Consider the following 14,849-nt stretch of genomic DNA (forward strand, 5'->3'; position numbering starts at 1 on the left):
AGATTTTTAATTTTAATTATTCTTTTTCAGGGCATATGTATATATTCTTGATCTTAAAGGCTAAGATGGTATCATAGATAAAGGATAAATATAAATAATATTCATATATGATTTGCACTTATCGCCGCTCTCGTCCTTTGGGCGGGAGCTTTTTGACATTCTGATTAGGAGGTTTCAAGATGCCGCAAGAAAACAATACTTTTTACATTACAACACCGATTTATTATCCGAGCGGAAAATTACATATCGGCCATGCATATACGACAGTCGCGGGAGATGCAATGGCACGCTACAAAAGATTAAAAGGGTTCGATGTTCGCTATTTAACGGGAACGGACGAGCATGGACAAAAGATTCAGCAAAAAGCTGAACAGGAAAACATTACACCTCAGGAGTATGTGGATCGCGCAGCGGCAGATATTCAAAAACTGTGGAAGCAGCTTGAAATCTCAAACGACGACTTCATTCGTACGACAGAAAAACGGCATAAAGTTGTCATTGAAAAGGTGTTTCAAAAGCTTCTTGATAATGGGGACATCTATCTTGATGAGTATGAAGGCTGGTACAGCATCCCTGATGAAACGTTCTACACGGAAACTCAGCTTGTTGATATCGAGCGGAATGAAAAGGGAGAGGTCATCGGCGGAAAAAGCCCTGACAGCGGTCACCCAGTTGAATTGATCAAAGAGGAGTCTTATTTCTTCCGTATGGGGAAATACGCGGAGCGTCTTTTGAAATACTATGAAGAAAATCCGACCTTCATCCAGCCGGAATCACGCAAAAACGAAATGATTAATAACTTTATTAAGCCTGGACTCGAGGATTTGGCAGTATCACGTACCACTTTTGATTGGGGCGTAAAGGTGCCGGAAAATCCAAAGCACGTTGTATATGTTTGGATTGACGCACTATTTAACTATTTAACAGCACTAGGTTATGATACAGAAAATGATGAGCTGTATCAAAAGTATTGGCCTGCCGATGTTCATTTAGTCGGTAAGGAGATTGTACGATTCCATACGATTTACTGGCCAATTATGCTGATGGCTCTGGATCTGCCTCTGCCAAAGCAAGTATTCGCTCATGGCTGGCTTTTGATGAAAGACGGAAAAATGTCGAAATCAAAAGGAAACGTTGTAGATCCGGTCACATTAATTGAACGCTATGGGTTAGACGAGCTTCGCTATTACCTGCTTCGCGAAGTGCCATTCGGATCTGACGGTGTATTCACGCCGGAAGGATTTGTTGAGCGGATCAACTATGATCTAGCGAATGATTTAGGAAACCTATTGAATCGTACTGTTGCGATGATCAATAAGTATTTTGACGGACAGATCGGTTCTTACAAAGGTGCTGTTACGGAATTTGACCAAACGCTCACTTCGGTTGCTGAAGAAACAGTGAAAGCTTATGAGAAAGCAATGGAAAACATGGAATTCTCGGTAGCACTTTCGACTTTATGGCAGCTCATCAGCCGCACCAACAAATACATTGATGAGACAGCTCCATGGGTGCTTGCGAAAGATCCGGCAAAAGAAGAAGAATTGCGATCCGTTATGTATCATCTCGCTGAATCATTGCGTATTTCAGCGGTACTGCTTCAGCCATTCTTAACAAAAACACCGGAAAAAATGTTCGAGCAGTTGGGCATTACTGATGAATCTTTAAAAGCTTGGGACAGCATTACAGCTTTTGGCCAGCTGAAAGATACAAAAGTACAAAAAGGCGAGCCGTTGTTCCCACGTTTAGAGGCAGAGGAAGAAATTGCTTATATCAAAGGGAAAATGCAAGATTCGGCACCAGCGAAAGAAGAAACAAAAGAAGAAGAGCCGCAAGAGGTAGATCGTTTACCTGAAATTACGATTGATCAATTCATGGATGTAGAGCTTCGCGTAGCTGAGGTCATTGAGGCAGAGCCAGTAAAAAAAGCAGACCGGTTATTGAAGCTGCAGCTGGATCTTGGTTTTGAAAAGCGCCAAGTGGTATCCGGCATAGCGAAGCATTATACGCCTGAAGAGCTTGTTGGAAAGAAACTCGTTTGTGTAACAAATCTAAAACCGGTTAAACTGAGAGGCGAGCTTTCTCAAGGTATGATCCTTGCAGGGGAAGCAGACGGCGTCTTAAAAGTCGTATCTATCGATCAGTCGTTACCAAAAGGCACAAGAATTAAATAATGATAAACAAAAGGTGTTTCACGTGTAACAATTCGTCGAACACCTTTTGTGTTTCGACAAGAAAGGAGTTTTTCACTTATGTTGTTTGACACACACGCGCATTTAAATGCGGAACAATATGATACTGATCTGGAAGAGGTTATTGAACGGGCAAAAGCTGAAAAAGTTGAACGAATTGTCGTAGTTGGTTTTGACCGTCCAACCATTACCCGTGCGATGGAAATGATTGAGGAATATGATTTTATTTATGCAGCTATCGGGTGGCATCCTGTTGACGCGAATGACATGACAGAGGAAGATTTAGCTTGGATTAAAGAGCTTTCTGCTCATGAGAAAGTGGTAGCGATAGGTGAAATGGGACTTGATTATCACTGGGATAAATCACCTAAAGACATTCAAAAAGAGGTGTTTAGAAAACAAATTGCCTTAGCGAAAGAGGTCAATCTGCCTATTATCATTCATAACCGTGATGCAACGGAGGATGTCGTGACTATTCTGAAAGAGGAAGGCGCAGAAGCTGTGGGCGGAATCATGCACTGCTTTACAGGAAGTGCGGAAGTGGCAAGAGAATGCATGAAAATGAATTTTTATTTATCATTTGGAGGGCCGGTGACATTCAAAAACGCGAAGAAACCGAAGGAAGTAGTGAAGGAAATTCCGAATGACCGGTTGCTGATTGAAACGGACTGCCCGTTTCTCACGCCTCACCCTTTCCGCGGGAAAAGAAATGAACCGAGCTATGTGAAATATGTGGCAGAACAAATCGCAGAATTAAAAGAAATGACCTTTGAGGAGATTGCCTCAATCACGACTGAAAATGCGAAAAGACTTTTCCGTATAAACTGACAAAAAACGCTAGCGGGTTTTGTAAGAGCTTGTCCCTTACAGCGTTTTTCTATAAAAGTTCTACATGCTTTCTTCTCCTCATAGGATAGGTTTGTCGACAAGTCTTTCTTCCGTTTCTCAGTGTATTTCAGGATAATGAAGAAGACACTGAGCTTTTGGGAGAAAGAGAAGGGAGGGTTGACAGCCTTTTAGATACTCTATATAATCTCTCCGAGGAGAAGGAGGCGTTTTTCATCACACAAAAAATGAAAAAGCTGTTTTCCGTAAAGCTTAGCAAAAGCAAAGTCATTCTGGTTGCTGCTTGTTTGCTTTTGGCAGGAAGCGGGACTGCGTACGCGGCTCATGAGCTGACGAAACAATCAGTCTCAGTTTCTATCAATGGCAAAAAGAAACATATACGCACACATGCAAGTACAGTCGGTGATCTTTTGGAGACGCTTGATATCAAGACAAGAGACGAAGACAAGATCACACCTGCTAAACAGACAAAGATAACAGCAGATATGGACGTTGTGTATGAGGCTGCAAAACCTGTGAAGCTTACAATAAACGGGGAAGAAAAGACATTATGGTCAACAGCAAAAACGGTCGGTGCATTACTGGACGAACAAGATGTTGATGTGAAAGAACAAGATCAAGTTGATCCCGCAATAGATACAGATATTTCGAAAGACATGAAGATTAACATAGAGCCCGCATTTCAGGTTACTGTGAATGATGCAGGAAAACAAAAGAAGATCTGGACGACTTCGACTACGGTCGCTGACTTTTTAAAACAGCAAAAGATGAACATAAAAGACGAAGATAAAATCAAGCCTGCGTTAGATGCAAAGCTGACGAAAGGAAAGGCTGATATTACAATTACTCGTATCGAAAAGGTCACCGATGTAGTTGAAGAGAAGATTGCGTTCGATGTGAAAAAGCAAGAAGACGCTTCTCTTGAAAAAGGGGAAGAAAAGGTCGTCCAAAAAGGAAAAGAAGGCAAGCTTAAGAAACATTTCGAGGTCGTTAAAGAAAACGGCAAAGAAGTGTCCAGAGAGCTTGTAAAAGAAGAAACAGCTGAACAAAGCAAAGATAAAGTGATTGCTGTCGGCACAAAGCAGAGCAGTCCAAAAGTTGAAAAGGTCAGCGCTTCAGGTGATTCAAAAACAGTTGTGTCCCGCAGCAATGAATCATCAGGAAAAGTCATGACTGTATCATCTACGGCTTATACGGCAAGCTGCAGCGGCTGTTCAGGACATACAGCGACAGGCGTCAATTTAAAAAATAATCCGAATGCCAAAGTCATCGCTGTGGATCCCAATGTCATTCCGCTAGGCTCCAAAGTCCACGTGGAAGGCTATGGATATGCCATTGCTGCAGATACTGGTTCAGCGATTAAAGGGAACAAAATAGACGTCTTTTTCCCAGAGAAATCATCGGCGTACCGATGGGGAAATAAAACAGTCAAAATTAAAGTCTTAAATTAATATATACTTATGATTCAGAGGGTTTTGCGCCCTCTGTTTTTTTCGTTATAATAGACAAAGTGTATTTTATGCTTATTAGACGCTCGACATAAGAAAAAGTTTCATAAATATACAAAAGTTTTTATTTTGTCTTGGAGGAAATAATGAAAATAAAAGAGATCATTGTGGTCGAGGGGCGTGACGATACGGCCCGCATCAAATTGGCTGTTGATGCAGACACAATTGAAACAAATGGTTCAGCCATCGACGATCATGTGATTGACCAAATCCGTCTGGCTCAGAAGACCAGAGGCGTGATTATTTTAACGGATCCGGACTTTCCGGGAGAGAAGATCCGCAAAACCATTTCAGAGGCTGTACCCGGCTGTAAGCATGCATTTTTGCCAAAGCATCTTGCCAAACCTAAAAACAAGCGGGGAATTGGTGTGGAGCATGCATCGGTTGAAAGCATTAGGGCATGTTTAGAAAATGTCCATGAGGAGATGGAAGCGCAGCCGAGTGACATTTCGGCTGAGGATTTGATTCATGCCGGACTAATAGGCGGATCTGCGGCCAAACGCCGCCGCGAACGACTGGGTGATCTGTTGAAAATCGGCTATACAAATGGCAAACAACTTCAAAAACGGCTGCAAATGTTTCAAATTAAAAAAAGTGATTTTATGAGTGCGCTCGATACCGTTATGCGGGAGGAACAGAATGAATAAAGATATTGCGACACCGATTAGAACGAAAGAGATATTAAAGAAATACGGTTTTTCTTTTAAAAAGAGCTTAGGACAGAATTTCTTAATTGATACGAACATTTTAAACCGAATTGTCGATCACGCGGAAGTGACGGAGAAAACAGGTGTCATTGAAATCGGCCCAGGAATCGGTGCTTTAACCGAACAGCTTGCCAAGCGGGCGAAAAAAGTCGTGGCATTTGAGATTGACCAGCGATTACTGCCGATTCTGAAGGATACGCTGTCACCTTACGACAATGTCACTGTCATTCATCAGGACGTGTTAAAGGCTGATGTCAAATCGGTCATTGAAGAACAATTTCAAGACTGCGATGAGATTATGGTAGTAGCCAACCTTCCTTATTACGTAACAACACCGATTATCATGAAACTGCTTGAAGAGCATCTTCCGCTGAAAGGGATTGTGGTCATGCTGCAAAAAGAAGTGGCTGAGCGCATGGCGGCTGATCCTTCATCTAAGGAATACGGCTCGCTTTCAATCGCGGTGCAGTTTTATACAGAAGCCAAAACGGTGATGATCGTTCCGAAAACCGTATTTGTCCCTCAGCCTAATGTCGATTCCGCAGTCATACGTCTCATTCTCCGAGACGGCCCGGCAGTGGACGTAGAAAACGAATCCTTTTTCTTTCAGCTCATCAAGGCAAGCTTTGCACAGCGCCGTAAAACGCTGCTCAATAACTTAGTTAACAATCTGCCTGAAGGAAAAGCACAAAAATCAACGATTGAGCAAGTGCTTGAAGAAACAAATATTGACGGCAAGCGCCGAGGTGAATCCCTGTCTATCGAGGAGTTCGCAGCGCTGTCTAACGGATTGTATAAAGCCCTTTTCTAAAAGGGCTTTCAGCGTATCGACAAACCCTCGCATTCGTTGTCAAGACTGCGCTTCAATGCTCACGAATTATAACATTCGCTGCGCTCCGATGCTCGCCTTTCCTAGACTTCAAGGGTTTTCAATCACGCTGAAAGGAGAAAAAATGCTAAAGAGAAACCGTTTTAGCGTTTTTTCAACAATAGGAAAGCCCTTTTCTAAAAGGGCTTTTTGTTTTGCGCACCACATGGACTGCCGCTACATAGGCTAGAGAAGGACCTTTCATTCAATGATAAGAAAAAACTTGGACTCAGCGAAAAAAGGCGCTTTCTCAAGGCTCTTTCTTTCATGATGAGGCTTAGTCTATGTGTGGAGTGAGGAACGTGCAATTTCAAATAGGGGATATGGTAGCCAGAAAATCCTATCAGATGGATGTTTTGTTTCGAATTATAGGAATAGAGCAAACAAGCAAAGGAAATTCAATTGCCATTTTGCATGGAGATGAAGTCAGGCTGATTGCTGATTCGGATTTTTCTGATCTGGTGGCAGTGAAAAAGGATGAGCAGATGATGCGGAAAAAGAAAGATGAGAGCAGGATGAATGAGTCGCTCGAATTGCTCCGCCAGGATTATAAGCTGCTCAGAGAAAAGCAGGAGTACTTTGCGACAAGCCAGTATCAGCATCAGGAGCATTATTTCCATATGCCTGGCAAAGTGCTTCATCTGGATGGTGACGAAGCATATCTTAAAAAATGCCTGAATGTCTATAAAAAAATTGGTGTGCCGGTCTATGGCATCCATTGCCACGAAAAGAAAATGTCTGCTTCTATTGAAGAATTGCTCGACAAATATCGACCAGATATCCTGGTGATCACAGGGCATGATGCGTATTCGAAGCAAAAGGGCGGAATTGATGATTTGAACGCGTACAGACATTCTAAGCACTTTGTTGAAACAGTTCATAACGCCCGAAAAAAGATCCCTCACTTAGATCAGCTTGTTATTTTTGCGGGGGCCTGCCAATCTCATTTTGAATCACTCATCAGAGCGGGTGCAAATTTTGCGAGTTCACCCTCAAGAGTAAATATTCATGCGCTTGATCCGGTATATATCGTCGCGAAGATCAGCTTTACACCGTTTATGGAACGAATCAATGTATGGGAAGTGCTCCGTAATACGCTGACAAGAGAGAAAGGGCTTGGAGGTATTGAAACAAGAGGAGTACTGAGAATTGGTATGCCTTATAAGTCCAAATAACAGTTGAAAACCTGCATAGTAGATCTATGCGGTTTTTTTATTTTGCATAATGATACATAATTTACCGAAACTTGCAGAACATAATTGAGGAATCATAGAATTTTGTCAAAATAATTTTATTGACAACGTCTTATTAACGTTGATATAATTTAAATTTTATTTGACAAAAATGGGCTCGTGTTGTACAATAAATGTAGTGAGGTGGATGCAATGGCGAAGACGTTGTCCGATATTAAAAGATCGCTTGATGGGAATTTAGGTAAAAGGCTGACGTTAAAAGCAAACGGTGGCCGCCGAAAAACGATTGAGCGTTCGGGCATTTTAGCTGAGACGTACCCTTCTGTTTTTGTGATACAACTAGATCAAGACGAGAACTCGTTTGAAAGAGTTTCATACAGTTATGCTGATATTTTGACTGAGACTGTTGAGCTGACATTTAATGATGACGCAGCAAGCTCAGTGGCATTTTAACGGGCAGTGAACCTTTTGTTTACTGCTTTTTGTTTTGCCCTTTTTTGGTTTCCAGTAATTTTAACGAAAGTTCCATTTGATTTAACAAAAGATAAAACAGTCACATATTATCGTGACGTGCACGAATGGCTATCACTTCTAAAAAAGGGGTTGTTTCGTTTGGGCAGACGTCGTGGAGTTATGTCAGATGAGTTTAAATATGAGCTGGCTAAGGACCTTGGTTTTTATGACACAGTAAAAAATGGCGGTTGGGGCGAAATTCGGGCCCGCGATGCTGGTAATATGGTAAAACGCGCCATTGAAATCGCTGAACAGCAAATGGCTCAGAATCATAATAACCGATAAGGATGTGACCCGGGGGACGTGCCGTTCCCCGGTTTTTTATATTGGATATAAATACATAATGGGCTGAATATGGATATGTTCATCCTGTACTTCAAATGTGATACAATGTTCATACTTATGTTTAGATGGAGAAGTAGGTGAAAGCTATGCGTATTTTAGAAAAAGCGCCAGCCAAGATCAATCTGTCACTTGACGTCACCCGAAAGCGCCCGGATGGTTATCATGAAGTCGAAATGATCATGACGACAATTGATTTAGCTGATCGAATTGAATTGACGGAGCTGGCAGAGGATGAAGTGAGGGTTTCCTCCCACAACCGTTTTGTGCCTGATGACCAAAGAAACTTAGCTTATCAGGCCGCCAAGCTGATCAAGGACAGATACAACGTGAAAAAGGGAGTTTCCATCATGATTACGAAGGTAATTCCGGTGGCTGCCGGTCTTGCCGGCGGAAGCAGTGATGCGGCGGCGACACTCAGAGGGCTGAACAGACTGTGGAATTTAAATCTTTCTGCGGAAACGCTTGCTGAGCTTGGAGCGGAAATTGGCTCCGACGTTTCATTTTGTGTCTATGGAGGAACTGCACTTGCAACAGGGCGCGGCGAGAAAATTAAACATATCAGCACGCCTCCGCACTGCTGGGTCATTTTAGCGAAGCCGACAATCGGTGTTTCAACTGCTGAAGTGTACAGAGCGCTGAAACTGGATGACATAGAACATCCTGATGTACAAGGCATGATCGAGGCGATAGAGGAAAAGAGTTTTCAGAAGATGTGCAGCCGTTTAGGCAATGTGCTCGAATCTGTTACGCTTGATCTGCATCCTGAAGTCGCGATGATCAAAAACCAGATGAAACGCTTTGGTGCAGATGCCGTGTTAATGAGCGGGAGCGGTCCGACAGTGTTTGGACTGGTTCAGTATGAGTCGAAGGTGCAGAGAATTTATAACGGGTTAAGAGGCTTCTGCGATCAAGTTTATGCGGTGAGAATGATCGGCGAACAGAACGCTCTTGATTAAATCCGTATGTTAAGTTATATTGATCTTAAAATATTCGGATTTTGGGGGTAAGTTCATGAAGTTTCGTCGCAGCGGCAGATTGGTGGACTTAACAAATTACTTGTTAACCCATCCGCACGAGTTAATACCGCTAACCTTTTTCTCTGAGCGGTATGAATCTGCAAAATCATCGATCAGTGAAGATTTAACAATTATTAAACAAACCTTTGAACAGCAGGGGATCGGTACTTTGCTTACTGTTCCCGGTGCTGCCGGAGGCGTTAAATATATTCCGAAAATGAAGCAGGCTGAAGCTGAAGAGTTTGTGCAAACTCTTGGACAGTCGCTGGCAAATCCTGAACGTATCCTTCCGGGCGGTTATGTATATTTAACGGATATCTTAGGAAAGCCATCTGTACTCTCCAAGGTAGGGAAGCTGTTTGCTTCTGTGTTTGCAGAGCGCGATATTGATGTTGTCATGACCGTTGCCACGAAAGGCATCCCTCTTGCGTACGCAGCTGCGAGCTATTTGAATGTGCCTGTTGTGATCGTTCGTAAAGACAATAAGGTAACAGAAGGCTCCACAGTCAGCATTAATTACGTTTCAGGCTCCTCAAACCGCATTCAAACAATGTCACTTGCGAAAAGAAGCATGAAAACGGGTTCAAACGTACTCATTATTGATGACTTTATGAAAGCAGGCGGCACAATAAATGGTATGATTAACCTGTTGGATGAGTTTAACGCAAATGTGGCGGGAATCGGCGTCTTAGTAGAGGCCGAAGGAGTAGATGAACGTCTTGTTGATGAATATATGTCACTTCTTACTCTTTCAACCATCAACATGAAAGAGAAGTCCATTGAAATTCAGAATGGCAATTTTCTGCGTTTTTTTAAAGACAATCTTTTAAAGAATGGAGAGACAGAATCATGACAAAAGCAGTCCACACAAAACATGCCCCAGCGGCAATTGGGCCTTATTCACAAGGGATTATCGTCAACAATATGTTTTACAGCTCAGGTCAAATCCCTTTGACTCCTTCAGGCGAAATGGTGAACGGAGATATTAAGGAGCAGACTCATCAAGTATTCAGCAACTTAAAAGCGGTTCTGGAAGAAGCGGGTGCTTCTTTTGAAACAGTTGTAAAAGCAACTGTGTTTATCGCGGATATGGAACAGTTTGCGGAAGTAAACGAAGTGTACGGACAATATTTTGACACTCACAAACCGGCGAGATCTTGTGTGGAAGTCGCAAGACTCCCGAAGGATGCGCTAGTCGAAATTGAAGTTATTGCATTGGTAAAATAATAAGAAAAGTGATTCTGGGAGTGCCCGGGATCACTTTTTTATTTACCTTATGCCCGAAATAAAAGCGATATGACCTAATTGTGTAACTATATCCTATTTTTTCAAAAAATATTTTAAAAACGAGCAGGATTTCAGAGAAAATCGTGGAATTGATACACTAATGCTTTTATATAGGGAAAAGGTGGTGAACTACTGTGGAAGTTACTGACGTAAGATTACGCCGCGTGAATACCGATGGTCGCATGAGAGCGATTGCATCCATCACGCTGGATCACGAATTTGTTGTACATGATATTCGTGTGATTGATGGAAACAATGGTCTTTTCGTTGCGATGCCGAGTAAACGCACCCCTGATGGAGAGTTCCGCGATATTGCTCATCCTATTAATTCAAGCACGCGAGGAAAGATTCAAGATGCCGTGTTAAATGAGTATCATCGTCTGGGTGACACTGAAGCATTAGAATTCGAAGAAGCTGGAGCTTCTTAAAAAATAACCAAAAAGCAAGGACTGCTGAAAGGGCTGACATAAGCCTTTTGCCGGCGGTCCTTTTTTAATTCTGATTTTTCAAACGTATTTGCACTCAATAGAAAATTCTTGCACTTCATGAAGTCTCCTTGAAATCAGAAGATATTTAGGATATATTTTTCTATGGATAAAAGGGATATTGGAGGCCAATAAATGGATAAGCGGTTTGCAGTTGTTTTAGCGGCTGGACAAGGAACGAGAATGAAATCGAAGCTTTATAAAGTCCTTCATCCAGTTTGCGGTAAGCCTATGGTAGAGCACGTCGTGGACGAAGCCTTAAAATTATCTTTATCGAAGCTTGTCACGATTGTCGGACATGGTGCGGAAGAAGTGAAAAAGCAGCTTGGTGATAAAAGCGAGTACGCGCTTCAAGCAGAACAGCTTGGCACTGCTCATGCTGTAAAACAGGCACAGCCATTTCTTGCTGACGAAAAAGGCGTCACGATTGTCATTTGCGGAGATACGCCGCTTTTAACAGCAGAGACGATGGAAGAGATGCTGAAAGAACATACACAAAGAGAAGCGAAAGCTACGATTTTAACTGCGGTTGCAGAAGATCCAACCGGATATGGCCGCATTATTCGCAGCCAAAACGGAGCGGTTCAAAAAATCGTTGAGCATAAGGACGCCTCTGAAGAAGAACGTCTTGTAACTGAGATCAATACCGGTACGTATTGTTTTGACAATGAAGCGCTATTCCGGACTATTGATCAGGTGTCTAATGATAATGCCCAAGGCGAGTATTATTTGCCGGATGTCATAGAGATTCTTAAAAATGAAGGCGAAACTGTTGCCGCTTACCAGACTGGTAATTTCCAAGAAACGCTCGGAGTTAATGATAGAGTTGCTCTTTCTCAAGCAGAACAATTTATGAAAGAGCGTATTAATAAACGGCATATGCAAAATGGCGTGACGTTGATTGACCCGATGAATACGTATATTTCTCCCGACGCTGTTATCGGAAGCGATACTGTGATTTATCCTGGAACTGTAATTAAAGGTGAGGTGCAAATCGGAGAAGATACGATAATTGGCCCTCATACGGAGATTATGAATAGTTCCATCGGCAGCCGTACGGTTATTAAACAATCGGTAGTCAATCACAGTAAAGTGGGGAATGATGTAAACATAGGACCTTTTGCTCACATCAGACCTGATTCTGTCATTGGGAATGAAGTGAAGATCGGAAACTTTGTAGAAATTAAAAAGACTCAATTCGGAGACCGAAGCAAGGCATCTCATCTAAGCTATGTCGGTGATGCTGAGGTAGGCACTGATGTAAACCTGGGCTGCGGTTCAATTACTGTCAATTATGATGGGAAGAATAAGTATTTGACAAAAATTGAAGATGGCGCGTTTATCGGCTGCAACTCCAACTTGGTTGCCCCTGTCACAGTCGGAGAAGGCGCTTATGTGGCGGCAGGTTCAACTGTTACGGAAGATGTACCTGGAAAAGCGCTTGCTATTGCCAGAGCGAGACAAGTAAATAAAGACGATTATGTGAAAAACATTCATAAAAAATAATCCTAAATTCGGAGGTTTATCCATGTCTAATCAATACGGAGATAAGAATTTAAAGATTTTTTCTTTGAATTCGAATCCAGAGCTTGCAAAAGAAATCGCAGATATAGTTGGAGTTCAATTAGGGAAATGTTCTGTCACAAGATTTAGTGACGGGGAAGTCCAAATTAATATCGAAGAAAGTATTCGCGGATGTGATTGTTACATCATCCAGTCTACAAGTGACCCCGTTAACGAGCATATTATGGAACTGCTGATTATGGTAGATGCGTTAAAACGCGCTTCTGCAAAAACGATTAACATTGTTATTCCTTATTACGGTTATGCACGTCAAGACAGAAAAGCAAGATCCCGTGAGCCAATCACAGCTAAACTTTTCGCTAACCTGCTTGAAACAGCTGGTGCGACTCGTGTGATTGCACTCGACCTGCATGCGCCGCAAATTCAAGGATTCTTTGATATACCGATTGACCACTTAATGGGTGTTCCGATTTTAGGAGAATATTTTGAAGGCAAAAACCTTGAAGATATCGTCATTGTTTCACCAGACCACGGCGGTGTGACACGTGCCCGCAAACTGGCTGACCGACTAAAAGCGCCGATTGCGATTATCGATAAACGCCGTCCGCGTCCAAACGTGGCGGAAGTTATGAATATTGTAGGTAATATCGAAGGGAAGACTGCTATCCTCATCGATGACATTATTGATACTGCAGGTACGATTACACTTGCTGCTAATGCGCTCGTAGAAAACGGAGCGAAAGAAGTATATGCATGCTGTACACACCCTGTACTATCAGGCCCTGCGGTTGAACGAATTAATAATTCAACAATTAAAGAGCTCGTTGTGACAAACAGCATCAAGCTTCCTGAAGAAAAGAAAATTGAACGCTTTAAGCAGCTTTCAGTCGGACCGCTTCTGGCTGAGGCGATTATTCGCGTTCATGAGCAGCAATCAGTCAGCTATCTGTTCAGCTAAACCGTTTTTTGAGGTTTAAATCCTAATCGTTATGGGTATTGTTTGTAATAGGACAATTAAAACGATAATAGGATGGTGCTGAATATGGCAACTTTAACGGCAAAAGAAAGAACGGACTTTACTCGTTCATCTCTTCGGAATATCCGTACTTCAGGACATGTTCCAGGTATCATATATGGGAAGGATACTGGCAACAAACCAGTGTCATTAGACAGTGTGGAGCTGATCAAAACGCTGAGGGACGAAGGCAAAAATGCCGTCATTACGCTTGAGGTCAGCGGAGAGAAACACTCTGTCATGGTGACAGACCTGCAAACGGACCCGCTGAAAAATAAAATCACTCATGCTGATTTTCAAGTAGTCAATATGAGTGAGGACATTGAAGTGGAAGTTCCGATTCATCTGACCGGAGAAGCCATTGGTGTGAAAAACGGAGGCGTATTGCAGCAGCCGCTATATGCACTTACTGTAAAGGCTAAGCCAAAAGCCATTCCGCAAACGATTGAGGCTGATATTTCTAATCTCGATGTAAATGAAGTACTGACGATCGCGGATTTGCCTGCTGGCGGTGACTACTCCTTTCATCATGAATCAGATGAGGTCGTGGCTTCTATCCTTCCTCCGCAGCAGCAGGAAGCAGCTGAGATCGATGAAGAGGAATCTGCAGATGCTCAGCCTGAAGGTGAAAACAAAGAACAATAATAGCTTAAGGCGTAACCCTCCCGCGGTTACGTCTTTTGTGCTAGAATGAGAAGAATTATAGCCCGTTTATGAAGACGGGAGTTTTGTGACTAAGGGAGGATTCGCCATGCTTGTGATTGCCGGTCTCGGAAACCCGGGGAAGAACTATGAAAATACACGGCATAATGTCGGATTTATGGTGATAGATCAGCTTGCAAAGGAATGGAATATAGAGCTGAATCAAAATAAATTTAACGGATTATACGGAACCGGATTTGTTTCCGGCAAAAAGGTTCTACTTGTTAAACCGCTTACATATATGAATTTATCAGGAGAATGTTTGCGGCCTTTAATGGATTACTATGATGTGGATAACGAAGATTTGACAGTCATTTACGACGATCTTGACCTTCCGACTGGCAAGATTCGGTTAAGAACGAAAGGAAGCGCCGGAGGGCACAACGGCATCAAATCACTGATCCAGCATCTTGGAACATCCGAGTTTGACCGTATCCGCATCGGAATCGGCCGGCCTGTAAACGGCATGAAGGTCGTTGATTATGTGTTAGGCTCCTTTACAAAGGAGGAGGCACCTGAGATCGGGGAAGCGGTTGATAAATCTGTGAAGGCTTGTGAGGCTTCTCTGAGTAAACCGTTTTTAGAAGTCATGAACGAATTTAACGCAAAGGTATAAAATGAAACAACAAAGTCCATACTACACCAAAA

At 42.5% G+C, this 14,849-nt stretch carries 16 protein-coding genes; all 16 read left to right on the forward strand.

What is annotated here, in order from left to right:
- Positions 1-179: 179 nt before the first annotated feature.
- A complete protein-coding gene (gene metG / locus C1T29_RS00360) occupies positions 180-2,174 on the forward strand; it encodes a methionine--tRNA ligase (RefSeq protein ID WP_103750517.1) in 1,995 nt (664 codons plus the stop codon).
- 78 nt (positions 2,175-2,252) lie between these two features.
- A complete protein-coding gene (locus C1T29_RS00365) occupies positions 2,253-3,020 on the forward strand; it encodes a TatD family hydrolase (protein ID WP_103750516.1) in 768 nt (255 codons plus the stop codon).
- A 155-nt stretch (positions 3,021-3,175) separates the two neighbouring features.
- Positions 3,176-4,489, forward strand: coding sequence for a ubiquitin-like domain-containing protein (locus C1T29_RS00370; RefSeq protein WP_040081079.1), 1,314 nt, complete (start codon positions 3,176-3,178; stop codon positions 4,487-4,489).
- Positions 4,490-4,632: 143 nt separating this feature from the next.
- Complete coding sequence (gene rnmV / locus C1T29_RS00375; protein WP_071582137.1) at positions 4,633-5,193, forward strand: ribonuclease M5; 561 nt, start codon at positions 4,633-4,635, stop codon at positions 5,191-5,193.
- The gene (gene rsmA, locus C1T29_RS00380) at positions 5,186-6,064 is read left to right on the forward strand and encodes a 16S rRNA (adenine(1518)-N(6)/adenine(1519)-N(6))-dimethyltransferase RsmA (protein WP_014662482.1); all 879 of its coding nucleotides are present in this window, start codon (positions 5,186-5,188) and stop codon (positions 6,062-6,064) included. The genes rnmV and rsmA overlap by 8 nt, the downstream gene beginning before the upstream one ends.
- 359 nt (positions 6,065-6,423) lie before the next feature.
- Positions 6,424-7,296 carry a sporulation-specific protease PrtG gene (prtG, locus tag C1T29_RS00385; RefSeq protein ID WP_095432920.1) on the forward strand — a complete coding sequence of 291 codons (873 nt, stop codon included), beginning with the start codon at positions 6,424-6,426 and terminating at the stop codon, positions 7,294-7,296.
- A 210-nt stretch (positions 7,297-7,506) separates the two neighbouring features.
- Positions 7,507-7,767 carry a biofilm formation stimulator Veg gene (veg, locus tag C1T29_RS00390; protein ID WP_003218330.1) on the forward strand — a complete coding sequence of 87 codons (261 nt, stop codon included), beginning with the start codon at positions 7,507-7,509 and terminating at the stop codon, positions 7,765-7,767.
- Positions 7,768-7,926: 159 nt separating this feature from the next.
- Positions 7,927-8,112, forward strand: a complete 186-nt coding sequence (locus C1T29_RS00395) for a small, acid-soluble spore protein, alpha/beta type (protein WP_040081073.1) — start codon at positions 7,927-7,929, stop codon at positions 8,110-8,112.
- 146 nt (positions 8,113-8,258) lie between these two features.
- Complete coding sequence (ispE, locus tag C1T29_RS00400; protein WP_040081072.1) at positions 8,259-9,128, forward strand: 4-(cytidine 5'-diphospho)-2-C-methyl-D-erythritol kinase; 870 nt, start codon at positions 8,259-8,261, stop codon at positions 9,126-9,128.
- Between the two features lie 55 nt (positions 9,129-9,183).
- A complete protein-coding gene (gene purR, locus C1T29_RS00405) occupies positions 9,184-10,041 on the forward strand; it encodes a pur operon repressor (RefSeq protein WP_014662485.1) in 858 nt (285 codons plus the stop codon).
- The gene (gene ridA / locus C1T29_RS00410; protein ID WP_003226738.1) at positions 10,038-10,415 is read left to right on the forward strand and encodes a 2-iminobutanoate/2-iminopropanoate deaminase; all 378 of its coding nucleotides are present in this window, start codon (positions 10,038-10,040) and stop codon (positions 10,413-10,415) included. The genes purR and ridA overlap by 4 nt, the downstream gene beginning before the upstream one ends.
- Before the next feature lie 194 nt (positions 10,416-10,609).
- Complete coding sequence (gene spoVG / locus C1T29_RS00415) at positions 10,610-10,903, forward strand: septation regulator SpoVG (RefSeq protein WP_003218346.1); 294 nt, start codon at positions 10,610-10,612, stop codon at positions 10,901-10,903.
- Positions 10,904-11,095: 192 nt separating this feature from the next.
- Positions 11,096-12,466 (forward strand): bifunctional UDP-N-acetylglucosamine diphosphorylase/glucosamine-1-phosphate N-acetyltransferase GlmU, encoded by a 1,371-nt coding sequence (glmU, locus tag C1T29_RS00420; protein ID WP_103750515.1) that lies wholly within the window; start codon positions 11,096-11,098, stop codon positions 12,464-12,466.
- 22 nt (positions 12,467-12,488) lie between these two features.
- Positions 12,489-13,442, forward strand: coding sequence for a ribose-phosphate diphosphokinase (locus C1T29_RS00425; protein WP_003218353.1), 954 nt, complete (start codon positions 12,489-12,491; stop codon positions 13,440-13,442).
- Between the two features lie 84 nt (positions 13,443-13,526).
- Complete coding sequence (locus C1T29_RS00430) at positions 13,527-14,144, forward strand: 50S ribosomal protein L25/general stress protein Ctc (protein ID WP_103750514.1); 618 nt, start codon at positions 13,527-13,529, stop codon at positions 14,142-14,144.
- 106 nt (positions 14,145-14,250) lie between these two features.
- Positions 14,251-14,817, forward strand: a complete 567-nt coding sequence (gene pth / locus C1T29_RS00435) for an aminoacyl-tRNA hydrolase (RefSeq protein ID WP_040081067.1) — start codon at positions 14,251-14,253, stop codon at positions 14,815-14,817.
- The last annotated feature ends 32 nt before the right edge of the window (positions 14,818-14,849 follow it).

Source organism: Bacillus sp. MBGLi79 (assembly GCF_002953915.1).

Excerpts from the sequence above, each read along its gene's own strand:
- ridA (WP_003226738.1), top strand. The coding sequence starts at position 10,038 with ATGACAAAAGCAGTCCACACAAAACATGCCCCAGCGGCAATTGGGCCT.
- metG (WP_103750517.1), top strand. The coding sequence starts at position 180 with ATGCCGCAAGAAAACAATACTTTTTACATTACAACACCGATTTATTAT.
- C1T29_RS00425 (WP_003218353.1), top strand. The coding sequence starts at position 12,489 with ATGTCTAATCAATACGGAGATAAGAATTTAAAGATTTTTTCTTTGAAT.
- purR (WP_014662485.1), top strand. The coding sequence starts at position 9,184 with ATGAAGTTTCGTCGCAGCGGCAGATTGGTGGACTTAACAAATTACTTG.
- veg (WP_003218330.1), top strand. The coding sequence starts at position 7,507 with ATGGCGAAGACGTTGTCCGATATTAAAAGATCGCTTGATGGGAATTTA.
- C1T29_RS00430 (WP_103750514.1), top strand. The coding sequence starts at position 13,527 with ATGGCAACTTTAACGGCAAAAGAAAGAACGGACTTTACTCGTTCATCT.
- C1T29_RS00365 (WP_103750516.1), top strand. The coding sequence starts at position 2,253 with ATGTTGTTTGACACACACGCGCATTTAAATGCGGAACAATATGATACT.
- ispE (WP_040081072.1), top strand. The coding sequence starts at position 8,259 with ATGCGTATTTTAGAAAAAGCGCCAGCCAAGATCAATCTGTCACTTGAC.
- glmU (WP_103750515.1), top strand. The coding sequence starts at position 11,096 with ATGGATAAGCGGTTTGCAGTTGTTTTAGCGGCTGGACAAGGAACGAGA.
- rsmA (WP_014662482.1), top strand. The coding sequence starts at position 5,186 with ATGAATAAAGATATTGCGACACCGATTAGAACGAAAGAGATATTAAAG.
- pth (WP_040081067.1), top strand. The coding sequence starts at position 14,251 with ATGCTTGTGATTGCCGGTCTCGGAAACCCGGGGAAGAACTATGAAAAT.
- rnmV (WP_071582137.1), top strand. The coding sequence starts at position 4,633 with ATGAAAATAAAAGAGATCATTGTGGTCGAGGGGCGTGACGATACGGCC.